Source organism: Paenibacillus melissococcoides, from assembly GCA_944800085.1.
GTDB lineage: Bacteria > Bacillota > Bacilli > Paenibacillales > Paenibacillaceae > Paenibacillus_B > Paenibacillus_B melissococcoides.
Genome location: CALYLO010000001.1, coordinates 1,292,527 through 1,318,451 on the forward strand (window position 1 = coordinate 1,292,527; position 25,925 = coordinate 1,318,451).

A 25,925-nucleotide genomic window follows, 5' to 3' on the forward strand; every position below is an offset into this window, starting at 1 on the left:
GTCAATGAACATGGAGAATGATCCCCGCGATACCGTCGTTATTTTTATCCGGCATGCGGAGTCGGAATACGCGGCAGGCCGCGAACGGGAACGGGAATTGACCGAGCGGGGAATGAAGGACGCCCGCCGTGTCAGCCAGGCGCTAGCCATGGAGCCGATTGATCATGTTTATTCCAAGTCCGTACGCCCGGGCCATCCTGACGGTTCAAGCGCTGGCTGACGCGAGAGGATTGACGGTGAGCACGGTGGAGGAACTTCATGAACGCCGTATCGCCGGCGGCGATCACCCGCTGACTGCGAATCAGTTCATGGCGGCGAAGCGGCGGTACCGACGATGCCGCATACGATGATCGTCGAGGCTTTGGCCCAATTGGGCGCGTTGGCGTCGATGGGACATGGCGGCAGTCTCGGCTTTCTGTCATCCATCAAGGGAGCGGAATTCTGCGGTCATGCCTCACCGGGGGACTGCCTGGATCTCGAGTACACGCATATTAAGGCAAGGCGGGGCTTTATCATTGGCAGCGGCCAGGCTGCGGTCAACGGCAAAGTGATTGTGAAAGTGGATGAGATTATGGTATATGTGGAAAGCGATAATAAACAATAGCCTTTTATTCTTTATATACAAAAAAATACCTTAATATGCATATTATAATTGAATATTTATTCATCCCTCTCCAGCCTATGGGGAGGGATTTTTTACTCCCTGCCACAAATCGCTCTTTTGCTATGTGACAACAGGAGGCAACAAAAATTTTACACTGGGGATTTACAAAACGTTCATAGGCAAGTATTATATCTTTAACTACCTGGCTTACGCAGAAACAACCAGAATCCTGCATAATTATTTGACCAAAGTTCGAAAAGTTTTCCAGCGTTTCCCGCTTGCCGGCAAACCATTAACTTCGTTACTGCTTAGTGTCAACATAAATTATTTTATGAATGTAGGGGGAGTTGTATAGTGAAGAAAAGTTGGGTTATTTTTCTATGCTTGCTGTTGTCGCTAACGCTGGTGCTGTCGGCATGCGGCGGTGGCGGCAATGCCGCGGATCCGTCTAAAGAACCGGCTCAAGAGCAGCAGGGCAATGAGCCGGAGAAGAAGGAGGATGGAGAGCAGGCTTCGGAACCGGAGGAATCCGGGAGCGTCAACGAAGGGATTGTGAAGGCGTCCGAACCGAGCAAGTCGCCCGCTACGGCCACATCCCGGACAGATACCCTCATTATCGGCATGACCGCGCCGGCTGGAATCTTTCATCCTCTCTATGCAGAGACGGCTTATGATCAGTACGTTACGAGAACGTTGTTCAAGGCGATGCTCGAGGTGCAGAAGGACGGGACGTATGCCCCTGTGCTGGCGGAAAAATACGAAGTATCTCCGGATTATCTGACTCACACGTACAAGCTGAAGGAAGGCTTGAAGTTCAGCGACGGTTCGCCGTTGACGGCGGAAGACGTCGCCTTCACGATTACCGTGCTGCATGACAAATCGTATGACGGTCCTAGCGACATCCTCAGAGACGCCAAAATCAAAGGCGGTCAGGAATACTTCGACGGCAAAGCAACCTCCATTGAAGGCATCAAGGTTATCGATCCTCTCACCATTGAATTCACAACGATTGAACCTAGCGCCCTGGCGCAGTCCGCAATCGGCGCGACAGGCATTCTCCCGAAAGCCTATTACGGAAAAGATTACAAGCAGGGCAATTTGAGTTATATGAATGAGCTGTTCACGAAGCCGCTTGGCAACGGGCCATACAAGCTGGAGAAATTCCAGGCTGGCCAAGATGTATCCTTTGTTGCCAATGAGCACTACTTCAAAGGCGCACCGAAAATTCCGAAGCTGATCTACAAGTTCACGACGGACGAGACAAACGCCCAGTTGCTGCAGACCGGGGAGACGGATATGGACTTCATCTCCGCGAACCGTGATAACTTCGAACTTCTGCAATCGATGGGCTTCCTCGATATATCCTTGTTCCCGACGAATGGTTACGGTTACATCGCCTTCAACCATAACCGGGCGAAGTTCCAGGATGTGAAGGTCCGTCAGGCATTGGCGATCGGCCTCGACCGCGAGCAAATCGTGGAAGCCGTATACCAAGGCTATGCCGATGTCATCAACGTGCCGCAATCGAAGCTGTCCTGGTCTTATACCGATGAAGTAAACAAGTACGAGTTCAACCTGGAAATAGCGAAGCAACTGCTCGAAGAGGCGGGCTGGAAGGTCGGCGCGGATGGCATACGTGAAAAAGACGGCGAGAAATTCAAGATCAATTTCGCGGCTACCTCGCCGAACGTGGTGAATGACGCGATTATTCCGGTAGCGCAAGCGAACTACAAGGAATTGGGCATCGAATTCGTTGCCGAGCAAATGGACTTCAACGCAGTTATCGAGAAGCGGAAAAAGGGCGATTTCGATATGCTGTTCATGGCTTGGGGCCTCAGTCCAGATCCGCAAGGAGCACAAAATATCTTTATTACCGGAGGATCGCAGAACGAAATCGGCTACTCCAATAAAAAAGTCGACGAGCTGTTCGAAAAGGGCGGCAAAACGCTGGATATTGAGGAGCGGAAAGCGATCTACAAGGAGTTGTATCAGGAGCTTAATGAAGATCTGCCATACATCTTCATGTACCAGCGGCGCGATATGTGGGGCAATAATGCGCGCTTTACCGGGCTTGATATGACGCCTTACCGCGACTTCTCTTATGGTGTAGATTCATTGATGATTAATTAATCCAATCTTGCCGAACCCTCTCCCGTCATGACGGGGGAGGGTTTTTGCGACAGGAGGGAGTTGGAATATATGCTCGACCCGCAGACAAACAGAAAACAATATTTCTAAACAGTGATTTTGCAATCGAGTCGATAAAACGTTCCAAGGAGCGGGCCTTGGCAATCGTTAAATTCGTTGACCAGATGATAAAAGTGTATCGGATTCTGTGTGAGTCATCGGGCCGGCGGAGGACTTGAGGCGGTATGACACCTTAACGACGCTGTTTTTCGGGGGCGATGGAGTTTGGCAGTCATGCGATTAAGTCGCCACTGACGACGTGTTTTACCCGTGGTATTATGGTAGTGTGAAAAAATATAGATGTGGTCGCGGTGAACGGTCGACCACATCTTTTGCCATTCGGTACAGTTAGGCATATCGCCTTTGTTCAAGAGCTCAAAAGGTTGAACGTTTAATCTATTTTTTATTTTCCTCCTAATGTGTCGCTTCTGTTTGGGCAGTTGATGATCTTTTATACCTTTATCAGATATATTTGTGTTTTGTTCGTAGGTTTTATTTTGAGCTTCTTTTAACACAAATAAATGGCTTTGCATTGGGTCTTGAACGATCATTTTTGAGCTACACTCAATGAATAGAAACAGCAGGAAAAGAATAAGAGCAATTATGGTAAATCCAAACACGTTCAGAACTTGATGTCACAGCCATGGGGATACACCTACAGAGGCATTCGCGATGATCAGTGACGCAATGGAAGGCTATTTTGAGGTAATGCTGGAGAATGGCTGCGACATCCCGGAGCCGGCTGCACATGATGCGTACAGTGGCAGGTTCAATGTGCGTCTGCCCAAGACCCTTCACCGGCAGCTGGCGGAGCAGGCAGAACGGGAAGGTGTATCCTTAAATCAATACGTGCTTTACAAATTGAGTCGCTGATTATTCAGCGGCTTTTTATTTTGCCACAAAGGATGGTGAAAGAGGATGAATCTATTGAAATGGCTGATTAGGGTAACGGCATATAGGGAAAAGGCCGCACCAAGGTACCGGAGTGAATGCAGTCTAAATGATATTACATAAAAACAGTTGCCAAAGGGCAACTGTTATAAGTTATAGGCGAGCCAATGTTATTACTACCTCAATTACAACGTCAATTAATACTTCTAACAGGTCTTTTGCCAATCGTTCTAAACGTTCCATCGTACCACCTCCTGTTGTTATGTAGTAATAAGTAATACGCAGGAATATCTTTCTGGTTTTCGAAAAATTCACTAAAACGGTCCAGCGTATGTGTGAAGATGGAAGGCTAAGAGCCAAATGTGTACATGGAGTATGGTTAATAGATCATCCTTAACAGGGTGCATTTTCTTATTTCACGGAGAGGGGCTGATAACATGGCAGGAGAACGGAAAAATAAGTACCATTCACATGTTGAACCCAAGCTCCTGCTTATAGAAGCACGGGCGAGGGACGGGACAATAGACGAGGATACAGCCAAGAAATTAGGCGTTGCTTACTCGACATTCAGAGAGTATGTCGAGAAGTACCCGGCATTATCGGCAGCCTGAAAAAGGGGCAAGGAAGTAGCTGGCATTGAGGTCGAGAATGCCCTATTCAGGCGTACAATCGGCTATTAGTAAGACGAAGTGACCCGGGAAGCTGATTCGCTGATGGTTGACCTGGAGACAATCAAACGATATGCCCTAATCGAGCTCGCATCCCGCGAGTTTTTTACTTTTGCCAGGCAATGGCGCCGGACTTCTACCGGGATGATCGGACATACCTAGTCGAGCTGTGCGGCGAGATGCAGGACTTTTACGAGTCCGACGACGACATTCTCATAATTAACCTCCCGCCTCGGCACGGCAAGTCCAGGACGGCCTCCATGTTCGCCCAATGGGTATACGGCAAGAACCAGCAGGAGAAGGTCATGACCGGCTCGTATAACGAGACATTGTCCACGACGTTCTCCAAGGCTGTCCGCGACGGTATCAGCAGGGTCAAGGCTGACGAGAAGAAGATCGTATACAGCGACATCTTCCCGGGCGTCCGTATCAAACGCGGCGACGGGGCAATGACCTGTGGAGCCTGGAGGGTGGATATAACAACTACCTGGCGACGTCTCCGACTGGTACGGCGACCGGCTTCGGGGCCACTATTTTGATGATTGACGACCTTATCAAGAATCCGAGGAGGCCGCTAACGAGAATACGCTGGAGAAACATTGGGATTGCTTTACGAATACGATGCTGTCCCGCTTAGAGGAAGGCGGCAAGATCATCATTATCATGACCCGCTGGGCGACCGGCGACCTGGCCGGGCGAGCCCTGGAGCACTTCAAAGAGGAACGCAAGAAGGTCCGGCTGCTGACCATGAAGGCGCTCCAGGATGACGGCTCGATGCTGTGCCCGGATATCCTTTCCCGTAAGAGTTATGACATGAAGGTTCGGGCCATGGGCGAGGATATCGCCAGTGCGAACTATTAGCAGATTCCGATCGACATCAAAGGGAAGCTGTACAGCAGCTTCAAGACATACGAACGGCTGCCGGTTGATGCTAACGGCAATTCGCTGTTTACTGGCATTTACGCTTACTGTGACTCCGCCGATGTGCAACATCATCTGGGGCGTGTACAATAAAGAGGCGTATATCCTGGATGTCATCTATACAAAAGTAGCCAATGGAGATTTCAGAGCCCGCCGTCGCGAAGGCTCTTTTTGAGTTACAGGTGAACAAGGCTCGAATCAACAACGGCGGCCGGGCGTTCGCTCGGAACGTGAAGCGGGTCCTGGAGGAAGAACACCGGAGTAACCGAACGGACGTGAGTTGGTTCCATGCTAATGACAGATGATCGTGAAGACTTACGCATCTATGAACATCCCGAAAACTTTATTACCCTGACCGTTAATTTAGATGGTAATGGGTATGTAGACAATCTGACTGTTGGAGATCTGAACGCTTTTATCATGGGAAAACAGGAGCAAGCCCCGGCATTATGCGAGGGCTTTTTTATGTGTTATGCAGACTGGGGACGGTGGGGACAAAATGGGGACAGACTCAACGTCTCGACTCAGAATAGACTCCATTAAACTACAAAAACAAAAGAAAAAAGGGGGTGTCTCACAGGCACTGCAAAATGATGGAGATGACGAGGTAACAGAGAATGTGGATGCGGGAAAAACGGCGGCGCGCAAACCGGTGAAAGATGGATGAAGCAGTGAAATGCTGCGTGGATGCCACTAGCGTTGCATCAATCTTTTTACGAAAATTTCTATCCCATAAGTCTCTATATTTGTAACTTATTGAACTATATTCATGGACAAAAATAAAGAAATCTCCTATTGTTGAGTTACCCTAACGTTATCCATAAAACGCCTCAACAAAGGAGATTTCTTATGGATAACGTACCGAATCATAACGTCATTTGTCAATGCCTAAAATGGTTACATGTCCATTCTACTCGACACGAGTCATTGGATTACCGGGCCCAAAAGCTGTTTGTCGGCTCTTCGACACTCTTATTTGTAGAGGCACAGCTTCAGCAACGAGACTCATACAAAGTCATGTCAGAGCATGTAGCGGCTAATCCTGAATTTCAAGATCTTCTGGGTCTCAAGAGCATAAGCGCTTCTCAACTATCGCGGAAGCTGAAACGGCTGCCTATGGAGTATCTTCAGACGCTCTTTTTCTCGCTCATTGATCGAATCAAGCAACTTACAAAAGGGAAACGCGGCATTACGCCTGGTATTGGTAAACTCAAGCTAATCGATTCATCGGGAATTACACTACCTCCCATTCTCGCGAAATGGTCCTATTGTTCCAAAAGTAGCCATGGCGTGAAGATGCACACCTCCTTGGTCGTTGCGGACTCCAAAACGATGTATCCAGACAAGATCGTCGCTTCAACCAAAGATGTAGCCGATCATGAAGTCGTGTTGGAATTTACAGTGGATAAAGATGCGACCTACGTGATGGACCGAGGATACCAGGTATACGACCATTTTCAGAAATGGGTAGAGGATAAGATTAAATTTGTTTGCCGCGTCAAGCAAAAGAGCCGGTTAACGATCATCAGAAAAAGAGACCTCCCCAAAAGGCAGAATGGGTTTATCCTTGATGCTGATGTGACGATGCCGGAGCTGCCAGCGGTTCTGCGTTTGATTGAGTTTAAGGATGACCAAGGGCGTACCTATCGAATTGTAACGAATCGATTTGACTTATCCGCACATCAAATTGCCGAGATTTATCGAAATCGCTGGCATATTGAGTTGTTTTTTAAATGGGTCAAGCAGCATATTCGATTGGTAAAACCCCACGGTTATACGGCCGAAGCGATTTGGAACCAAATGTATATTGCTTTAATCGCGTATGCTCTCTGTTTGCTGATTAAATTAACACTGGACTGTAAAAAGTCGACATGGGACCTCCTCCAGTTGATTCGCATCTATGCGGAAAAACCATGGGAAAATTTGATCGCTGCACTCAACCGCAAGCCGACTCGAACATCTAGAGGTCGACCAAAGCGAAATGGGAGACGTCCGAAAAAGGCAACAAAGTCGATGAAACCGAGACTGATTGTGACGTAATGACAAACGAAAACGATTTTTACATATAATGGATAACGCGTAGGGTCTGTTTCCAGCTCGACTTTTTTAGACTTAGCGCGGACATCGCAAATGTAAATATATATCATATATTGATGTTAATTGAAATTAGATTATGAACTAACCGCTCGATGCAACGCTAGTGCAAAAGTACATGATGTTCATCGATTTTTGTCTTTTAACGATTGGATAGTCAGAAATTGATGCCGTTTTGCAGGATTCCCTGTCACGGAGTACACATCATAAAGGAAAAGTGTAGTTTTGCAGTTTTTCGGCGAGTCGAGCTTTGAGAATCAGGGGGCTGTCTCACTGTAGTGAAATACTACTTTTGGGACACCCCCTTTTCGGAATAGACTCCACCAGATTCTATATAGGGCTTGCTGAACATATTGCCTTTTAGGCCACAGAGGCTGACGGCACAGATTCAGCAGCAGTCTGAAAATCGGCAAAAAGAGAACGCGCAGCTTGCGTTCGAGATTCATAACAAGCAGTTGCAGAGCAATGACCGTTTCGCTTGTCTCTCGAAGGCGTGCTCGAATACGCCCCAGTCCGTAGGAGCGTTTGCCTTCTCCGAATTTTCCTTCGATCGCGTTACGCGTTGAAGCATCCTGTCTGGCCTGGTTCCGATCGGGTTCCGCTTCTTTCTTCGGACGTCCTAAGTTTGGACCACTCAGACGAATGCCGTGCTCCTTACAATAGCGAAGGTTCTCCCGGTTTCGGTAGATTTGGTCGGCTAGAATGGCTTCCGGATAACACCCATATCGCTGGACGAACGACTCCACGGAAGCTTTCAGTGTCATGCTTTCGTTGAAGTTATCCCAGGACAGCTTCTCCATCCGAGCGTAACCATCCACCAGACTGATCGCCAGCTTTGCTCCAAACTCGACGGGAGCATTCACTTTCCCGCGGACAATCGGCCGTACATGCGGTTGGGAAAGACTGACGATTCGATCTTCCACCGAGTGTGTCCGTTTGTCGTACATCTCTTGCTGTTGACGATACAGCTCGGAAATGACGAGCAATTGCCGATACTGCTGCGAACCCAGTTGATTCAAGCTGCTTTTCGCTGCCAGCATTTCGATGATGCCAAGATTACGCGAAACATAACGAAGCTGTTTGCCAACCGCTTTCCGGATGGCTTTGGCACCCGTTCGCCGTTTCTTGGCGATCTCGAGGTAGCGTTTGCGGGCGGTTTGACGATACGTTCTCGGTTTCTTGGCCTTCCCGACGAAAGGCTCGTGCAGAACATCGATGATCGCTTCGAGTTTTTCCCGCGCCTCGTTCAATAATTTCAAATCGGTCGGATACGAGATGTCGGCCGGTGCGCAGGTCGCGTCGAGCATCAAGGTGCCTTTGTTGCATGGTTTCTCTTTGCTTTTGCCGTCTTCATTAACGGATGTTCCATCAGAGCCATGGCCGCTGCCTGGAGGATCTTGAGGATCGCTCTTGTTTTGTTCCTGCTTCTTTCGCTCTGCGTCCTCTTCCAAAATCCAATCGTTGATTCGTTCAATGACATCCGCACCCAATCGCTTGCGGAAATGGGTCAACAGCGAGTGATGGAACGGAGGCTTATCTTGGAACGCCGGCAGCCCAAGGAAGTACTGGTAGTACGGATTTTCGGCGATCTGCTGGACCGTCTCTCGATCATCGAGCTGCATACGTTCCTGAATGTACAGCGCTCCCAAAGCCATACGAACAGACAAAGGGATCTGACCGCGCATTGATTTCTTGAACGACTTCGCGTAGAGTTCTTCTGCCCGCCACCACGGGATGATAGCGGCCAGTTGCACCCAACGGTTCTCCTTATTTAATTTACCGCCAAACGGCAAGTAGAAATCTTCGAACAACTGAAGCTGGCTTTCGGTTCTACGATACATGTCGGCTCACTCCACGTGCACGATTTTTTGCAAGAAATTCGCATTCTCCTTGCATTTTATTTCGAGTTAGAGTCCAGAAATCCTTGTAAAACCTTTGAAAAATGATTGTTCAGCAAGCCCTATATAGATTTCAATCCTAGGGAAGTAGAAAAATACGATCGCATAAACTGGAGAAAACACCGATATATCGCGATTTTAGGGGAGTGAGTAGCCGTCTCTTTTTCGTTTTGGGGGCGAAATGGGGGCGAACCAACTATATATCATCTGTTGAACGCGAATGATGTGCGAAGCCGTCAAACTCAGAAGCTGCTCGCTCCGCCATTGCTTTAGTGACATGGCTGTATGTGGTCTGCAATGTGCGCACGTCTGAGCGCCCCAAGGGTTCCGCTACAGCCTTTGTTGTGAGCCCTTGTTCAAGTAAGAACGTTTAAGAACGTCGCCGAAGTGTTGGCAGGCCATGCAGTTTTATATGCCGAAAACCGTTCTTTTTTAAAAAGAGTCTCCACCAAACTGTTGGGGTATTTGGGTGGAACGGAATGCCGTGAGCTTCCGGCATTTTAAGGTGTGTCTTGAAGTCAACGACATGTTCGTCTTGATTGCGTTTAAATGCATCGATCCAAAGGGGGGCAAGATATGATTTTTCCAAGTGTTCCTCAAATAATCAATGATGACGCAGACAGATTGTCAGGATCGGATGCGTATTTCGGTCGCCAGTGCTTGTTTCACAAAATCCTGGAAAGTTATTTTCTCGGTCTGGACATAACTTTCAGACAATACCTCCTGCTTGAAAAGCGCAAGCTGGCGGTTCCGTTTGCCATTTGGTAGGGAAGCTGGTCGCCATAGGTTAGCAAACAAACCGCAAATTTGTCGTCTTGGCCCTCGAGTCTTCCGACATAAAAGAAGGAATGCTCGTCCCGCCTAAAGTGACTGAGACCTGAATGGAGAATGTTATGTCCAAGCTCGTGTGCGCATATAAGGCGCTGCCATCACCTTTCAATAATTAAATTATTATCACAATAATATCCATATTCATCGAGTTGGGAAATTATGCTGATGTATACTTTACAGCCGTTCCTTCGGGGGCGGCACTATTAATTAGATTAAACCACCTAAATACAGTAATTATGTGGAAAAAAACTACAAGAATCCATATACTTCACAAGTAAGATAATGGTATTATCTAGGTGGGAGTTGGAAAACGGCTCTACTACATATATAAAGGTGAGATAATATGAAGAAGTTTTTATCAACGCTTTTGGTATTCGCAGTAATGTTGGTATTTTCAACGAGTGCATTTGCAGCTAAGGGGATTGGTGACACAAGGGACAGTGCAACTGAATTGTATCCAGAAGGCCTACTTGACTTTTATCCAGGAAGCCCAGTTCACCTGTCTATTGAAAACAGCACAGATGAAGATTGGTTTAAATGGACGAATAACACGAGAAAAATGAAGGGTATTACGACTTTATTCATTGGGACAGAAGATTATGAAAATTTCAGATTAGGATATATTATTAAGTACAAAAACGGTGACGAATCAGACCTATTGTACGCTCAACGTTTTGGCCAGTATCAAGCTTTTCAAACCAAGGATATACCAGACGGTGCTACGGTGTACTTTGTGGTCAAAAAAATAAGTGATGGTACAGCACAGTACCAGTTCGGTTTTTATATTGATGATAACTTTTAAGTAGCCATTTTAGGTCGCTGATTATTCAGCGGCTTTTTATTGGAGGAAAACCTTTCCTTTTGCCGAAATGACGATTGGGGGGCGATGAGTTGAGAAGTCCAATAGATTATACAGCGAGGAAATTTGCTAGGCATATGGCTAATGCAGCAGCTAATGGAGGGAAAAGCCTAATCAAAAACCGGGGAACGGTTTTGGCTGCGTATAGGGCAGTGTGACACGGCGCATTGAAGTTATCGACGCAAAGGAAGGGCCATTCGGCGTAGATATCCCAGTACGTGACAAAATGGGCAATTTGGATGCTGGACGGAAATGGATGAGGATATATCGCTATGCTGATCTGATTCGATGTAAATATAAAATCATCCAATTAGGCATTTGCTAACGGAGGATTGCAGTTTCAAATTTTATTTAACGTAATCGTAATAAACAAAACCATTACCTTTTATCCCAGTTAAACCATATGTTTCTTGTTCAATATAAACATGATAAGTACCTGGATCAATGTTTTTAGTATATTTAGTAGTGTAGTCTCTATCTCCTATTTCAGAGAAAATTAATGTTTTGTACTGAAAAACAGTTCTTCCGTTTTCTGTTTCGAGTCGAAATTTTACTCTTTCAGGGAATTCAACCCTATAAGCGTCGTCTAAGACGGCACCAAAGTGTACATTTTTTGCTGGTTTATCAAATGTAATTTTGAATTTACGTCCTTTTGAATTTTCTGCATAACCGTCCTCAGAGATACTGAATTCGAAGTTTTCACTTGCTTTTGCGAAACTTGTTTGTGGCGTAAAGAGCACCACTGTAAATGCTAGAACTAAGAAAGCTGCTAATGAATTACGAAGAACTTTTTTCATACGGTAAAATTCCCTTCTGATGTAATATATTGGGAGTATACCACGTAGAGAGGTATCTGTGTGTAAGAAAATGGTATTTACGCTTATTAAACCAAAGGTTTAAACAATGGCGATACCTTTGATGTTTATGTTGTCGGATGGGAGAACGTTACGATCGACGATCATATCCTTGACGAGTATATTAGTCGTGCCGAAGAAGCAGTCTGCTATGGCCCAATTCTTAAGTCGACGAGCTGGTGCCCATGGCACATGATGAACAGAGAGCGCTTGAGCCGATTGAGTTTATTCAGATGCTGCATGCAGTCGATGACTTTTATGGGCATCCTTTCATTCTCTTGGACTGGCAGCGCGAGATCATACGGGATGTCTACGGCACCGTAAATGATAAGGGGTATCGACAATACCGTTATGCTTATCGGGCAGATATACTGCTGCGCAGCTGACCGGGGACAGGCCGAGTAAGTTTACAAAGCAGCTTGCGGCATGATTGAACAAGAGCCAGAGTTTGAAGGCATTTTGAAAGTCTTTGACAGCCGCAAGGAACCGACCCTTGGAATAGCCGGATGCTATCTCAGCGGCTCATACGCGGGGGCGTCGATGTAGTGGAAATTCCTCAAGACATGAAGAACATGAGTCCAGCAATGAAACTAATTGAGCAGCTTATGAAGCGAGGATTGATGACACACGGGGTAAATCCCGTCGCGCTGTGCTGGGGGAATGGAGTTGGATGGAAAGGAGAACCTCAAACCGATGAAGAACAAATCAAAGGAACGCATCGACTTGATCGTAGCCATGTTTAACGCCATGGCCACGGCCATGCTTTATGAAGAAATAGACATGAACTTCGAAGAGTTCGCGGATCAAAAATTCTGGGATAAGTTGTGGGGGTAGCATTATGAAAAACCTGTTTTATGTTCTTCGAGACTTCGCAGAGGACATTTTTATTCTGCCGGATTGGTGGTTGTGAACGTACCGACATTTCAATTACACCTAACGGCCGGGCTATTTTGTTTGGGCGCCACGCTCATGGCTGTTGGATTTGCGATTGCCCGTCATCCTCCAAGAAAGGAGTGATCAATAAATGTTTTTTAGGCGAGCGCTACCCGTTACAGAAAAACGCGAACGCGAAACAATAGAGCTCAACGTGAATGATCGACGTTTACTTGAAGTTCTAGGTATCGATATTGCCGATGTGAACGAGAGGGAAAAATGCTCTAAAGATCGATACGGTGTATGCCTGCATCCGCATGCAGACACGGCACCCAGCATATCAATTGCTTAGATTGCGGCCGAACCCGTATATGAGTGCTTATGATTTTTGGAAATGCATCGAGGCGCAAAATCCGATGTTTGGTAATGCGGATGCCTCTATCGAATTTGACAGCCGCGGGCGTATCTTTGGATTATGGCCGATGGATGCGACACGCGTCAGGATAGTGGTTGACAATGATACGAGCGCAAGCACATCGAATGACCAACTTACGCATTAGCAGCTGCTGACGAAGAAAAGCAAAGAGAATTTGTCGAAAAAACCTTTCCAGGGTTAAAAAATTACGATAATGGCGAAATTGATTATTTATTGTTTGAAGATGAAAGTATGATTCGTGATTATCAAGCCTTGCAGCGGACTTGGTTTGCCAAAGGTCAACAGCGCATTATTCAAACAACAGGTAAGCATCGCGGCGTAAAATCGCTATCCACGATAGACTATCCGACGGGCAAGATCGTTTGGCTCGAAGACGAGGAGTACACTGCTGAAACGTTTTTAACATATCCTACCGGTAAAATCGTGATCATTTTCGATAATGCCCGCATCCATCATGCCAAACTGATGCACCCCTTTTTGGAAGAGAATACTCGCTTACTCTTTCATGCTCGATCCTATGAAGATCATTGATCGACTCTGCATTCGGATGGAATCGGGACGATTAGTAAATCATTAGTTCAACTTATATAGTCATTTTCTAAAATTTTTATCGAGGTATTTATTCGGAACAATATCAAATACTTCAGTAAGAATCTGATAATACTCTTCTTCGTTTATAGTTCGTTTTCTTTTTTGACCTTTTTTGGTTTCTGTAAAACTTCGTTTAGTAAGTGAAATATGCCCGCCTTCAATTAATTTACAGATAATATATCCTTTGTTAAAGGGAGATTCTGGGTGATGTGCAATAATATTTTGTATTATATTTACTTTGTCTGTATCTATTTCATCTAATGTAAATGCATATCCAATGCACCATGTATTTGTAGGTTCAGAATCAAGGAATTGAGCGCTCTCCCCATCTTCCCCTTTTTTCATTTCTAGTAGATAGGTTCCTTTTTCAGTATTTTGTTTACGAATACGGTATTTTCCTGTTTGAGATGAGATGACTTCCCCGCTAAATGGGACTGGATATAAAGGAAGATGTGAGGCAAATCCCCCGTCTATAATATATTTCTGATCATTATGATTTAAAATAATAATCACATGCCCATTATCAGGCTTCCAATTATCACCACCTAAATCGTAGACCGTACCAGCTACTCGATAGACATCAAATCCACAATCAATTAAAAAATAATATAATAAGGAATTAAGCTCGTAACATAGTCCTCCGCGATGGGTTAATAGTAATTTTTCTTGAACATTCTCTCTAGAAATTTTTCGGATATTCTTGTCCATAACGTCTAAATTTTCATAGGGTAGTACATATCCCATTCGCAGAAAAATTCCATGTAAATCTTCAAAGGTTACATCTTCTTTTGGAGATATCTGTAACCGAGAGAAAAAATTTTTTTGTAATTCAGTTAACATTTTATATCACCTTCCATATATAGATAAATCATCCATCAATTACAATGTTACACCAATTAAAATATATAATCAAGTATTAAAAATATTCCGGAACGGAAAGCTGATGGTTCCCTGCAGCTCCACACTCGCGACATGCGCCGCTCGCAGATGCCTGGTTACCCGCAGGCGGTTCTTGTTCGGACGGCTGCAGCCGTAATTCCCTCTAATCCGAATGGCCTGCTCCTGTTTCATCTACAGCTCCACCTGCGACGCGGCTCGGTCGCCCGGCGCAATTGGATTTCCTTTATGTAGGACTGCATTATATGCACTGTGAAAGTCCTCATGCCAATCTTCTTCCCAAATAACTCAACCCTTATCGATATCAAGAACTTCAACTTTCACATTCACAAATAATCTCCCCTTTATAACTATCCTTTGATGTTATTTAGTTTTTGCTGAAGAGTTTCTTAGTAATAAGAAATATATAGAAAAAAAGAAAAATTCTCCGATAGAAGTACTGGATATACTCTTATCAATTATCACTATAAGCAAACGTGGACACATGAAAACGGCAAACTAAGTATTGAACGGTGGATTGAGCCAGAAGGGGTTAGCGGATGCTTACCAGCCTAATTCAAGCAGCTTGAAATTGAAAGGGAAAATAGCCGTTAGGAAAGAATCCCACGGCTCTTTTGAATTATTTGATCGAGTATTCATTTACTTCAAACGTTAAAATCTTGTCGTATATCACGTAGTCTTTACGGCTGCTGAATGGACCTTTGTTATTGTTGTGCTTATCTATGGCATAGGATGCTGTTCCAGTGCCGGCTTGCTTGTTTTCGTACCAGTTGATGAAGGCATTAACCTCATCCATGCTGAGGTCGAATTCCTTTTCTAATCCTGTGGTCATTGTAACGACAAGTATTGTAACTTTTGTATTCTGTTTCATTAGAAAAAGTAAATTCTTTTTTTCCACCAACCAGCTTCCCAGCCAGTTATTTCTCCTCTTGCGTCGTTCAGATCCATCCCAACCCTCAAATGTCCAGTACTTCGGCGATTCAGTTTTATAATCAATATGATTTCCACGTGCTTGCAATGTGTATTTATTTACAACTACTGGCTCTTCAAATTCATACGAAACCCAACCATATGGGAATCCATGAGCTGTAGCCCATCCATAGTCAGAATCCGAACGGTTAAACACTTGAAATGGCTGATGATTGGTACTCCAAATACTACTCGCACTTGCGATTCCCGAAGGAGAGTTATTTAGAAGTCATTATCGGGAATAAGGTTCTCAGAAGATTCCGCATAAGTATTATAATGATAATGAAATTCAATTTTGATTTCAGCTTATTTCCATTGATAATCGAACGTGCATTCGGCAGCAGCAAAGCAGAAGGATGAATCTCTGTGTAGCTGCATGGCCAACATGAAAGGAAGATGGCTCTCGAGGAGCGTATACCTGCCTCAGATGCGGGCGCCCCGTGCACGACGCATTTGGGAAAAGATGAGCCACATTATCCCAGGGCTTTTCCTATTCACATCTATACGCAAACTAATCAATGGGGGCGGTGGGGACGAAATGGGGCGAATGAACGTCTTTCCTAGGAATAGACTATACTAGACACCAAAACAAAAAGAAAAAAAGGGGGTGTCTCACAGGCGCTGCAAAATGATGGAGAAGACGAGTTAACAGAGAATGCGGATGCGGGAAAAACGGCGGCGCAAACTGGTGGAAGATGGATGAAGAAGTAAAATGCTGCGTGGATGCATCAATTTCTGCTCTTTAAGCCGCTATTTGATGAAATTCCTGCAAAATTACATGATGTTCATCGATTTTTGTCTTTTATCGATATGAATAGTCAGAAATTGATTCCGTTTTGCAGGATTCCCTGTAACGGAGTACACGTCATAAAGGAAAAGTGTAGTTTTGCAGTTTTTCGGCGAGTCGAGCTTTGCGAATCAGGGGGGCTGTCTCACTGTAGTGAAATACTACTTTTGGGACACTCCCTGTTCAGAATAGACACCATCATATTCTATTCCAATTTCAATCCTAGGGATTTACAAAACATTGATAGGCAAGTATTATATTCTATAACTGCCTGGCTTATACACAAACAACAAGATTCCTGCATAATTATTTGACCAAAGTTCGAAAAGTTGGTTTCATCGTTTGCCGCTTGCTGGCAGACCAATAACTTTGTTACTGCTTAGTGTCAACATAATTATTATATGAATGTAGGGGGAGTTGTGAAGTGAAGAAAAGTTGGGTTATTTTTCTGTGCTTGCTGCTGTCGCTTGCGCTGATGCTGTCGGCATGCGGCGGTGGCGGCGATGCCGCGGAACCGTCCAAGGAACCGGGTCAAGAACAGCAGGGCAATGAGCCGAAGAAGAAGGGGGATGGAGAACAGGCTGCCGACCCGGAAGAAGCCGAGTTCGTCAACGAAGGGATTGTAAAGGCTTCCGATCCGAGCAAATCGCCGGCTAACGCCACGGCCCGGACAGACACGCTGATCATCGGCATGCAGGCTCCGGCTGGAATTTTCCATCCGCTTTACGCGGAAACGGTTTATGATAATTACGTGACGAAAACATTGTTCAGGGCGATGCTGGAAGTGCAGAAGGACGGGACGTATGCGCCGTTGCTGGCGGAGAAGTACGAAGTTTCCCCGGATAATTTGACCCACACCTACAAGCTGAAGGAAGGCCTGAAGTTCAGCGACGGTTCGCCGCTGACGGCGGAAGACGTCGCCTTTACGATTACCGTCCTGCATGACAAGTCGTATGACGGTCCAATGGATATCCTCCGGGAGGCCAAAATCAAAGGCGGCAGGGAATACTTTGACGGCAAAGCAACCTCCATTGAAGGCATCAAGGTTATCGATCCTCTCACCATTGAGTTTACAACGATTGAGCCGAGCGCCTTGGCGCAGTCCTCTATCGGCGCGACTGGCATTCTCTCCAAAGCTTATTACGGAAAAGATTACAAGCAAGGCAATTTGAGCTACATGAACGACCTGTTCACGAAGCCGCTTGGCAACGGGCCATACAAGCTGGATAAATTCCAGGCCGGCCAGGACGTATCCTTTGTCGCCAATGAGAACTATTTCAATGGCGCACCGAAGATCCCGAAGCTGATCTACAAGTTCACGACCGACGAGACGAACGCGCAGCTGCTGCAGACCGGGGATACGGATATGGACTTCATCTCCGCGAACCTTGACAACTTCGAGCTGCTTAAATCAATGGGCTTCCTCGATATTTCCTTGTTCCCGACCAATGGCTATGGCTACATCGCCTTTAACCATAACCGGGCAAAGTTCCAGGATGTGAAGGTACGGCAGGCATTGGCGTACGGCCTGGACCGCGAGCAAATCGTGGAAGCCGTATACCAGGGGTATGCCGAGGTCATCAACGTACCGCAATCGAAGCTGTCCTGGGCCTATACCGATGAAGTGAACAAATACGAGTTCAACCTGGAAAAAGCGAAGCAACTGCTTGAAGAGGCGGGCTGGAAGGTTGGCGCGGATGGCATACGTGAGAAAGACGGCGAGAAATTCAAGATCAACTTTACCGCTACATCGCCGAATGTGGTGAATGACGCGATTATTCCGGTAGCGCAAGCGAACTACAAGGAATTGGGCATCGAATTCGTTGCCGAACAAATGGACTTCAACGCCGTCGTTGAGAAGCGGAAGAAGGGCGATTTTGATATGCTGTTCATGGCTTGGCGCCTTGATCCGGATCCGCAAGGAGCACAAAATATCTTCGTTACCGGAGGATCCTGGAACGAAATCGGCTACTCCAACAACAAAGTCGACGAGCTGTTCGAAAAAGGCGGAAAAACACTGGATATGGAGGAACGCAAAGCGATCTACAAAGAGCTGTATCAAGAAATCAATGAGGATTTGCCATACATCTTTATGTACCAGCGCCGCGATATGTGGGGCAATAATGCACGCTTCACGGGGCTCGATATGAGTCCTTACCGCGACTTCTCTTATGGCGTAGATGCATTGATGATTAATTAATCCACTGTTGCCGAACCCTCCCCCGTTCTGACGGGAGAGGGTTTTTTGTGACAGGAAAAGGTCTTGATAATATTTGCCATCTGTCCTATGATTCTATGATAGCCTTGATCCAATCGTTTACAGCGTCATATCCATCAATCACGGAAGGAGCGGATTCGTCTGACTGTACATAGACCGACAGAGCAGCTTACCATTCTTGCCGCATTGGGCGGGAATGCCATTCTGCAGCCAGGGCAGGAGGCCACCTATGCGAATCAATTGGCGAACGTGCGGCGAAGCTGCAGCGTGTTGGCCCGATTGGCCGGGCAAGGACACCGGCTCGTCATTACGCATGGCAATGGACCACAGGTCGGCAATCTGCTGCGCCAGCAGGAAGAAGCGCAGGCGGAAGTGCCGCCGCTGCCCCTCGATGTATGCACGGCCCAGAGCCAAGGCTTCATCGGCTTTATGATTCAGCAATTATTGCGCAATGAGCTGGCAAAGGGCGGCCACGGCCATTCGGTTGTCAGCTTGATTACGAGAGTGGAGGTGGCGGCGGACGATCCGGCCTTCGGCAATCCGAGCAAGCCGATCGGCAGCTTCTACACGGAGGAGGAAGCGAAGCGGCTTATGACCGCCAAAGGCTGGCAGTTGAAGCCGGATGCGAACCGGGGCTGGCGGCGTGTTGTCCCGTCTCCGCGGCCTCAAGCGATTGTGGAAGCAGACGTCGTAAGGCAACTGCTCGAATTGAACCAGATTGTCATTGCCTGCGGGGGAGGCGGGATTCCGGTTGTCCGGCAGGAAGACGGCAGCTATACAGGCATTGAGGCCGTAATTGACAAAGATTTCAGCAGCTTCAGGCTCGCTCGCGAGATACAAGCCGATGTGCTGCTTATTCTGACTGACGTCGAGCACGTCTATGCCGACTATGGCCGTCCGGAGCAGCGGCCTCTGACCAGCCTGACCCCATCCGGTGCGGCTGAATATATGGAAGCGGGGCATTTCAGCCAAGGCAGTATGCGCCCGAAGGTGGAGGCTGCCGCGTCCTTCGCCGCACGCGGGGGAACCGCGATAATTTGCTCGCTCGATCGGGCGGATCTCGCGCTGTCCGGTCTGGCAGGCACGCGCATTGTTCCAGAGACCGCCGAAGCGGCGAGTTATCATCAATAGGGCACATAGATACGCGGCTTGACAGGAACAATAAGAGAGAGCCTATGGTGAAAGGAATGTCTATTGATGAACGATAAGCAGAAGAAGCAATCCGGGCCGACCTTCGCGCCTGGCATGGAGCTGGATAATTTGAAAGAAAAGGCGACTCCGGAAGAAATTGAACGCGGCGACTCGACTTCCGTTACCAATCTCATTCTGGATCGGACCGGCGACGACAACCAAGGTTAACGAGCCGGAGCCATGAGCCGTTCTGCGATGCCGAAACGCATGCAGGACGGCTCTTATTTATAATAGAAGAAAGCCGTCATCGAAAATGGGCATGGCTAACGAAAGCAAGAATACGGAAAATAATGACACCCCAGGTCAGTAATGAATATCTATGGAACTATGCTATACTGAAGACCGTAATAGTATATGTGTCTGACTCGTTTTGCTTGGGGGCGCAACCGAACGGCGGATTGGACCGTCTAATGTAGGGGAGCTTTGCAAAACGGCGGCTGATGCCTCATAATGACACAAGGGGGCTCAACGTCCCTTACCATGGAAAAAGGAGTTACTGTATGAGCACTTACATAGCAGAACGTTATCAGCTGAATTCCGTCATCTTTCACTTGGGCGGCGGCATTCTCTATGAAGCCGTCGATATGTCTTTGCAGCGGGACGTATTTATTTATGTGGTCGAAAATACCGATTCGGGCCGCGCAGAGGAATACCGCAACGCATTCGGGAATGTATCGCATTTTTCCAATAACCGATTTTTCCATATGCTGAATGCGGGCATGTCCGGACAGGACTTCTACGTGGTGTTTATGGCGTACAGCGGCATGCCGTTAGTGAAATATGCGCAGCGGCACGCCTTGAGCTCGGAGAAGGTGCTGTCCATGATCTACGAGCTGGGCACCAGCATCCAGGAAGCGCTGGAGGAAGGGGTCAGCCGATTCCCGGTCACGATTGATAATGTGTGGGTGACGGCGGATAATCAACTGATTATTATGAACTACTGGACCCAGGCGGAGGAAGGGGAGCACGGCACCACCGCCTTGTACCGGCTGCTGTATCAGCTCTGCACGCTTCATCCGCATGTCCCTTCGCAATTCGATGTCGTCGAGACTCGCTTGTACGGCGCATTGAAGGACTTGAATGATGTGCAGAGAGATTTGGTTCTGAAGCTGATGAGGAAGGTGCACACGGGAGATGCCTCACTGTTCACCTTCATGGTCGGGCTGCGGGAGATTCTCGAGCAGCCGGACGCGCCGATGCAGGCCAGCCGCGAGGTGGCGACGCCCGTATTCACGGCCCCTCCTCCGCTTGAGGAATTGCCGCCCCGGCGTCCTCTTGACGAAGCGGAGCCGGATGATGCGGAAGAAGACGAGGAGCTGGCCGAAGAAGAGGATGACGATGATTACGAGCGCAAGGAAGCCGCTTCCTTCAACGGAAGCAAGATGCTGCTTATCGTTGCCTGCGTGTGCGTCTTTTTCGCTGTCCTGGGCGGAGCCGTTATCTGGGCCAATTCGCTCTCCAAAGACAATGAGCCGGTGGCGGTGACCGAGCCGGGGCAAGAAGGCGGCTCCGACGCGGCGGCGGAACAGCCGGGCGGCAGCGGCGACAATGCCGATAATGGCGCTGTCGTTCCGGATGGCGGCGATAACGGTTCCGTTGCCGATCCGGATACGTCCGTCAGCTCGGACGGAGGCTCCTCAAGTTCGAACGGGGGCTCATCGAGCTCGAGCATCGATAGCGGCAGCAGTGCCGGCCAAGGATCGCAGCAGCCGGATACGAATACGGGAACGCCAACGCAGCCGGATACGCAGCAGCCGGGCACAACCGAGCCTGGAACGACAGATCCAGGGACGACTACGCCGGGAACCGGGACGCCAGACACGGGAACGCCGGCCGATCCGGCGAATCCGGGGACGGAGACGCCTCCTGCTGAAGCGGGACAGCCGGGCGAAGGAGAAGTGGAGGTTCCGAGCCTGATCGGTCTGACGCTGGAGCAGGCTGAGGAGCAAGTCAAGGCTGCGGGCCTTCGCTGGCAGTATTTCAAGGAGAACAGCGATGAGCAGCCGGCTGGCCAGATCTTCAAGCAGGAGCCGGAAGCAGGCGCACCGATCAAGAAGGGCGACCGAGTCACTTTCTATATTAGCCGGGAACAGAAATAAGCTTAGGAAGAGAAGGAGAACTGCCGATGAAGGGGCAGTTCTCCTTTTTGCTTGCTGCAGGAAAAAGAAGCCCCCGCTCCCAGACGCGCCATTCAAGCGCAGGGGCGAGGGCTTCTTTATTCGTTAGTTGCAAGCGCAATTCAAGACCGGCTTGCGCGCGGCCAGCGTCTCGTCCAGCCTTCTCACATCGGTGCGATGCGGCGCGTTAAGCAGCAGATCCGGCTGTTCTTCCGCTTCCTTCGCAATCTGAATCATCGTGTCGATGAAAGCGTCGAGCGTCTCCTTGCTCTCGGTCTCGGTCGGCTCAATCATCATGCATTCCTCGACATTAAGCGGGAAGTAGATGGTCGGCGGATGGAATCCGAAGTCAAGCAGACGCTTGGCGACGTCCAGCGTGCGAACGCCATATTGCTTCAAGCCGCTGCCGGAGATGACGAATTCATGCTTGCATACGCCCGGATACGGTACCTCGAAGTACGGCGCCAGCCGGTGCATCATGTAGTTCGCGTTCAGCACCGCGCATTCGGATACGCGGCGAAGACCGTCCGGCCCGTAGGTGCGCATATAGGTGTACGCGCGCACGAGAATGCCGAAGTTGCCAAGGTATGCTTTGACCCTGCCGATCGAGGTTGGCCGTTCTTCCTCGAATCCGTAACTGCCGTCTTCCTTCTTCACAATGAGCGGCTTCGGCAAGTATGGCGCCAGTATGCTCTTGACGCCGACCGGGCCGGCCCCGGGACCGCCGCCGCCATGCGGCGTGCTCATCGTCTTGTGCAGATTCAAATGCACGACATCGAAGCCCATGTCTCCCGGACGGGTGATGCCCATAATGGCGTTGGAATTCGCGCCGTCATAGTACAGCAGGCCGCCGGCTTCGTGGACGATATCGGCAATCGCGAGGATATGCTCCTCGAACAAGCCGAGCGTGCTCGGATTGGTAAGCATGAGCGCCGCCGTATCCGGACCGACTGCCGCCCGCAGCGCCTCAAGATCGACCAGCCCCCGTTCATCCGAGGGGATCGTAATCGTATCCAGTCCGGCCGCCGTCGCGCTCGCCGGGTTCGTGCCGTGAGACGAGTCAGGGACGATAACCTTGGTCCGGTGCTCGCCCTTGCTCTCATGGTAGGCCCGGATCATCATCAGGCCCGTCCATTCCCCGTGAGCGCCTGCCGCCGGCTGTAGCGTAACCTCGTCCATCCCCGTCAGCGCGGCCAGATCCTGCTGGAGGGTATACAACATTTCCAGTGCGCCTTGAATGCTCTCCGCCGGCTGATACGGGTGAATTTTGGCGAAGCCCGCCAAGCGGGCGGCATCTTCATTAATCTTCGGATTGTACTTCATCGTGCAGGAGCCGAGCGGGTAGAAGCCGTTGTCGATGCCGAAGTTGCGGCGCGACAGCTCGGTGTAATGGCGGATAACATCGACTTCATACACTTCCGGCAATTCCGCCGGCTGCTGGCGGAGCATCGCCGCCGGTATCATTTCTTCGATATCCCGCTGGGGAACATCGCATTCTGGCAGCGAATAAGCGGTTCGCCCCGGCTTGCTCAGCTCGAAGATCAGCTTTTTCTCCGGTCTCATACAGCATCCTCCAATCGTGCGGCAAATTGGTCGATTTCCGCCTTCGTCCGGCGTTCCGTCACGGCGATCAGCATATGGCCCGCCAGCTCCGGATAGTAACGGGATACATCCAGTCCGCCGATGAATCCTTCCTTCATCAGGGCGGCGTTCAAGGCCGCCGGGCAGACGCCATCCGGCAGCTTGACCAGGAATTCATTGAAGAACGGCGAGGTGAATGGAAGGGACAGGGCCTTCGATTGCGTTATCCGATCGGCGGCGTAATGCGCCTTTTGGATGTTCAGATTCGCGACCTCGCGGATGCCGGCTTTGCCCATCACGGACAAATAGACGGAAGCGCTCAAAGCCAGCAGCGCCTGGTTCGAGCAAATGTTGGACGTCGCCTTCTCGCGGCGGATATGCTGCTCGCGGGCTTGCAGCGTCAGCACGAAGCCCCGCTTGCCGTCGCGATCCTTGGTCTGGCCCACGATCCGGCCAGGTATGCGGCGCATCAGCGGCTCGGATACGGCGAAGTAGCCGCAGGTCGGACCGCCCAGCGAGGAAGCGATGCCGAACGGCTGGGCGTCTCCGACGACGACGTCGGCGCCGAGCTGTCCCGGGCTCTCCAGCAGGCCGAGCGACAGCGGATTGGCACTCATAATAAGCAATCCTTTGCGCCCGTGAATCATCGGTTCGATGGCGCGCACATCCTCGATGCAGCCGAAGAAGTTAGGCGATTGCACGATGACCGCAGCCGTGTCGTCCGTCATGAGCGCCTCCAGCTTCTCCAGATCGGTCACTCCATTCGCATCGGGCGCCTCCACAATGTCCATGCCGAGTCCGCGGGCGCTCGTATGCAGGATCTGCCGCGCTTCCGGATGCACGGTACGGGAGACAACGATCCGCTTCCTCTTCGTAACGGCGCTTGCCAGCACCCCGGCTTCCGCCAGCGCGGTCGCCCCGTCATACATGCTCGCATTGGCCACCTTCATGCCGGTCAATTCGCATATATAGGATTGGAATTCGAATATGGCCTGCAGTTCTCCCTGGCTGATTTCCGGCTGATATGGCGTATAGGCGGTATAGAACTCGGAACGAGAGATTACGTGATTGATGACGACCGGAATATGATGGTCATAGATCCCCGCCCCAAGAAAGCTCGCATATTGATCGAGGTTGGCGTTGCGGGCGGCCAGTTCCTGCATATGGCGCAGCAGGGCCGCTTCGTCCAGCGCCTCGGATATCGGAAGCCGGCCCTTGTAGCGGACCGCTTCCGGAATGTCGCGGAACAGCTCGGCGATCGATGCCGCGCCGATCGCCGCGAGCATGTCCCGCTCGTCCTGCTCGGTCATCGGAATATAGCGATGTGTCTTGGTCATGTAGGCGAACCTCCCTTGGTTGTAGTAGGGCGTTGATAGAATGGGGCGGCGACGACGCGGGCCTTGAGCCGCTTGCCGCGAATCTCTACTTCCAGTTCCGTGTCCAGTTCGGCATATGGCGATTCAATGAGCGCCAGGCCGAGATTCCGCTTCAAGGTAGGGGATTGCGTGCCGGACGTCACTTCTCCGATAAGCTTATCGCCCGCGTAGACGGGATAATGGGTCCGCGGGATGCCGCGATCGATCATTTCGATGCCGGCCAAGCGGCGGGGAACTCCTTCTTCCTTCTGCTTGGCGATCGCTTCTCTGCCGATGAACTCTCCTTTGTTCAGCTTCACGCACCAGCCAAGCCCCGCTTCCAGCGGCGTAATCTGCTCGGACAGCTCCTGGCCGTACAGGGGCAGCTTCGCTTCGAAGCGAAGCGTGTCTCTGGCCCCCAAGCCTGCCGGAACGAGCCCGAACGGTTCGCCGATCCGCAGCAGCTCCGACCACAGATGGGGCGCATCGTCCGCCGCGATATAGAGCTCGAAGCCATCCTCGCCCGTGTAGCCTGTGCGCGAGACGAGAGCCCGAACGCCGCACACCTGGACATCGGACAAGAAGTGAAACGATTTCAAATTGCCGACAGCCGCTTCGGTGGCCTGCGTCATAATGGACAGCGCCTGCGGTCCTTGCAGCGCCAGCAGGGCAGTGCGGGAAGACGCGTTGTCGATATGGACGCCCTTCTCTGCATGGTCCTGCACCCATTGGACAACCTTGTCCGTATTGGACGCATTGACGACCAGCATATAGCGATCTTCCGCAAGACGGTAGACGAGCAGGTCGTCAACGACGCCACCGTGCGGATAACAGAGCAGGGAGTACTGCGCCTTGCCGTCCTCCAGCTTGGACAGATCATTCGTCGTCATCTTTTGCAAAAAGGAGAATGCGGCAGAACCGCTCACGAATAGCTCGCCCATGTGCGATACATCGAACAGGCCGGCCTGCTGCCGTACGGCCTCGTGCTCCCGCTGGATGCCGCTGAATTGCACCGGGAGCTCCCAGCCGCCGAAATCGATGCAGCGGACGGAAGGATGTTCGGCATACTTCGGAAATAGGGGCGTGCGTTGTAACGTGGACAT

25 protein-coding genes and 2 pseudogenes are annotated in these 25,925 nt (G+C 49.5%); 18 read left to right on the forward strand and 9 right to left on the reverse strand.

What is annotated here, in order from left to right; translation table 11 throughout:
* The first annotated feature begins 4 nt into the window (after window positions 1-4).
* From OCY70_RS05920 to OCY70_RS05955, 8 genes are all read left to right on the forward strand, one after another.
* The gene (locus tag OCY70_RS05920) at window positions 5-220 is read left to right on the forward strand and encodes a histidine phosphatase family protein (RefSeq protein WP_213431098.1); all 216 of its coding nucleotides are present in this window, start codon (window positions 5-7) and stop codon (window positions 218-220) included.
* A 114-nt stretch (window positions 221-334) separates the two neighbouring features.
* Window positions 335-604, forward strand: a complete 270-nt coding sequence (locus OCY70_RS05925) for a hypothetical protein (protein ID WP_213431099.1) — start codon at window positions 335-337, stop codon at window positions 602-604.
* A gap of 354 nt (window positions 605-958) precedes the next feature.
* Window positions 959-2,734 (forward strand): ABC transporter substrate-binding protein, encoded by a 1,776-nt coding sequence (locus tag OCY70_RS05930; RefSeq protein ID WP_213431100.1) that lies wholly within the window; start codon window positions 959-961, stop codon window positions 2,732-2,734.
* Window positions 2,735-3,463: 729 nt separating this feature from the next.
* The gene (locus OCY70_RS05935; RefSeq protein WP_213431101.1) at window positions 3,464-3,664 is read left to right on the forward strand and encodes a type II toxin-antitoxin system HicB family antitoxin; all 201 of its coding nucleotides are present in this window, start codon (window positions 3,464-3,466) and stop codon (window positions 3,662-3,664) included.
* A 455-nt stretch (window positions 3,665-4,119) separates the two neighbouring features.
* The gene (locus OCY70_RS05940; protein WP_249725626.1) at window positions 4,120-4,293 is read left to right on the forward strand and encodes a hypothetical protein; all 174 of its coding nucleotides are present in this window, start codon (window positions 4,120-4,122) and stop codon (window positions 4,291-4,293) included.
* Between the two features lie 179 nt (window positions 4,294-4,472).
* The gene (locus tag OCY70_RS05945) at window positions 4,473-4,889 is read left to right on the forward strand and encodes a hypothetical protein (protein ID WP_249725627.1); all 417 of its coding nucleotides are present in this window, start codon (window positions 4,473-4,475) and stop codon (window positions 4,887-4,889) included.
* An 82-nt stretch (window positions 4,890-4,971) separates the two neighbouring features.
* On the forward strand, window positions 4,972-5,211 hold the full coding sequence (locus OCY70_RS05950) for a hypothetical protein (RefSeq protein WP_249725628.1): 240 nt from the start codon (window positions 4,972-4,974) through the stop codon (window positions 5,209-5,211).
* A 909-nt stretch (window positions 5,212-6,120) separates the two neighbouring features.
* A complete protein-coding gene (locus tag OCY70_RS05955) occupies window positions 6,121-7,311 on the forward strand; it encodes an IS4 family transposase (RefSeq protein ID WP_261944552.1) in 1,191 nt (396 codons plus the stop codon).
* Window positions 7,312-7,622: 311 nt separating this feature from the next.
* Here the strand turns inward: OCY70_RS05955 and OCY70_RS05960 are convergent, their stop codons facing one another.
* Window positions 7,623-9,206, reverse strand: a complete 1,584-nt coding sequence (locus OCY70_RS05960) for an IS5 family transposase (protein WP_390905198.1) — start codon at window positions 9,204-9,206, stop codon at window positions 7,623-7,625.
* Between the two features lie 633 nt (window positions 9,207-9,839).
* On the opposite strand from OCY70_RS05960, the gene OCY70_RS05965 reads away from it, so the two are divergent.
* A complete protein-coding gene (locus OCY70_RS05965; protein ID WP_213429871.1) occupies window positions 9,840-10,031 on the forward strand; it encodes a hypothetical protein in 192 nt (63 codons plus the stop codon).
* On the opposite strand, the gene OCY70_RS05970 is transcribed toward OCY70_RS05965, so the two are convergent.
* Window positions 9,947-10,180 (reverse strand): ImmA/IrrE family metallo-endopeptidase, encoded by a 234-nt coding sequence (locus OCY70_RS05970; RefSeq protein WP_213429892.1) that lies wholly within the window; start codon window positions 10,178-10,180, stop codon window positions 9,947-9,949. The two genes, OCY70_RS05965 and OCY70_RS05970, sit on opposite strands and share 85 nt — an antisense overlap.
* Before the next feature lie 257 nt (window positions 10,181-10,437).
* On the opposite strand from OCY70_RS05970, the gene OCY70_RS05975 reads away from it, so the two are divergent.
* Window positions 10,438-10,896 (forward strand): hypothetical protein, encoded by a 459-nt coding sequence (locus OCY70_RS05975; RefSeq protein WP_213429872.1) that lies wholly within the window; start codon window positions 10,438-10,440, stop codon window positions 10,894-10,896.
* Window positions 10,897-11,300: 404 nt separating this feature from the next.
* On the opposite strand, the gene OCY70_RS05980 is transcribed toward OCY70_RS05975, so the two are convergent.
* Window positions 11,301-11,750 carry a hypothetical protein gene (locus OCY70_RS05980; protein ID WP_213429873.1) on the reverse strand — a complete coding sequence of 150 codons (450 nt, stop codon included), beginning with the start codon at window positions 11,748-11,750 and terminating at the stop codon, window positions 11,301-11,303.
* A 242-nt stretch (window positions 11,751-11,992) separates the two neighbouring features.
* Here OCY70_RS05980 and OCY70_RS05985 point away from each other — a divergent pair, with 242 nt between their 5' ends.
* From OCY70_RS05985 to OCY70_RS05995, 4 genes and pseudogenes are all read left to right on the forward strand, one after another.
* Entirely contained in the window at window positions 11,993-12,193 is a 201-nt protein-coding gene (locus OCY70_RS05985; RefSeq protein ID WP_213429874.1) for a hypothetical protein, read from the forward strand.
* A gap of 307 nt (window positions 12,194-12,500) precedes the next feature.
* A complete protein-coding gene (locus OCY70_RS05990; protein WP_213429875.1) occupies window positions 12,501-12,641 on the forward strand; it encodes a hypothetical protein in 141 nt (46 codons plus the stop codon).
* 410 nt (window positions 12,642-13,051) lie between these two features.
* Complete coding sequence (locus OCY70_RS35995; protein ID WP_373871499.1) at window positions 13,052-13,240, forward strand: hypothetical protein; 189 nt, start codon at window positions 13,052-13,054, stop codon at window positions 13,238-13,240.
* Window positions 13,225-13,605, forward strand: a pseudogene (locus OCY70_RS05995) (transposase); the annotation flags it as partial. The gene OCY70_RS35995 and the pseudogene OCY70_RS05995, both read left to right, overlap by 16 nt.
* 102 nt (window positions 13,606-13,707) lie before the next feature.
* Here OCY70_RS05995 and OCY70_RS06000 read toward each other — a convergent pair.
* The 3 genes and pseudogenes from OCY70_RS06000 to OCY70_RS06010 all read right to left on the reverse strand — a co-directional run.
* Window positions 13,708-14,547 (reverse strand): arylamine N-acetyltransferase family protein, encoded by an 840-nt coding sequence (locus OCY70_RS06000; RefSeq protein WP_213429878.1) that lies wholly within the window; start codon window positions 14,545-14,547, stop codon window positions 13,708-13,710.
* Between the two features lie 69 nt (window positions 14,548-14,616).
* Window positions 14,617-14,778, reverse strand: a complete 162-nt coding sequence (locus tag OCY70_RS06005) for a hypothetical protein (RefSeq protein ID WP_213429879.1) — start codon at window positions 14,776-14,778, stop codon at window positions 14,617-14,619.
* A gap of 445 nt (window positions 14,779-15,223) precedes the next feature.
* A pseudogene (locus OCY70_RS06010) lies at window positions 15,224-15,451 on the reverse strand (bacterial surface protein); the annotation flags it as partial.
* A gap of 1,333 nt (window positions 15,452-16,784) precedes the next feature.
* Between OCY70_RS06010 and OCY70_RS06015 the strand changes: the two are divergent.
* The 4 genes from OCY70_RS06015 to OCY70_RS06030 all read left to right on the forward strand — a co-directional run bounded on the left by OCY70_RS06015 (window position 16,785) and on the right by OCY70_RS06030 (window position 21,868).
* Window positions 16,785-18,560, forward strand: a complete 1,776-nt coding sequence (locus OCY70_RS06015; protein ID WP_213429880.1) for an ABC transporter substrate-binding protein — start codon at window positions 16,785-16,787, stop codon at window positions 18,558-18,560.
* A 192-nt stretch (window positions 18,561-18,752) separates the two neighbouring features.
* Window positions 18,753-19,709 (forward strand): carbamate kinase, encoded by a 957-nt coding sequence (gene arcC, locus OCY70_RS06020; RefSeq protein ID WP_261944750.1) that lies wholly within the window; start codon window positions 18,753-18,755, stop codon window positions 19,707-19,709.
* 66 nt (window positions 19,710-19,775) lie between these two features.
* Window positions 19,776-19,937 (forward strand): hypothetical protein, encoded by a 162-nt coding sequence (locus OCY70_RS06025; protein WP_213429882.1) that lies wholly within the window; start codon window positions 19,776-19,778, stop codon window positions 19,935-19,937.
* A gap of 332 nt (window positions 19,938-20,269) precedes the next feature.
* Entirely contained in the window at window positions 20,270-21,868 is a 1,599-nt protein-coding gene (locus OCY70_RS06030; RefSeq protein WP_213429883.1) for a PASTA domain-containing protein, read from the forward strand.
* A gap of 123 nt (window positions 21,869-21,991) precedes the next feature.
* On the opposite strand, the gene gcvPB is transcribed toward OCY70_RS06030, so the two are convergent.
* The 3 genes from gcvPB to gcvT are packed head-to-tail and all read right to left on the reverse strand — an operon-like array spanning window position 21,992 to window position 25,925.
* Complete coding sequence (gene gcvPB / locus OCY70_RS06035) at window positions 21,992-23,449, reverse strand: aminomethyl-transferring glycine dehydrogenase subunit GcvPB (RefSeq protein WP_213429884.1); 1,458 nt, start codon at window positions 23,447-23,449, stop codon at window positions 21,992-21,994.
* The gene (gene gcvPA / locus OCY70_RS06040) at window positions 23,446-24,804 is read right to left on the reverse strand and encodes an aminomethyl-transferring glycine dehydrogenase subunit GcvPA (RefSeq protein ID WP_213429885.1); all 1,359 of its coding nucleotides are present in this window, start codon (window positions 24,802-24,804) and stop codon (window positions 23,446-23,448) included. Before gcvPA ends, gcvPB begins: the two co-directional genes overlap by 4 nt.
* Window positions 24,801-25,925, reverse strand: a complete 1,125-nt coding sequence (gene gcvT, locus OCY70_RS06045) for a glycine cleavage system aminomethyltransferase GcvT (RefSeq protein WP_261944703.1) — start codon at window positions 25,923-25,925, stop codon at window positions 24,801-24,803. Before gcvT ends, gcvPA begins: the two co-directional genes overlap by 4 nt.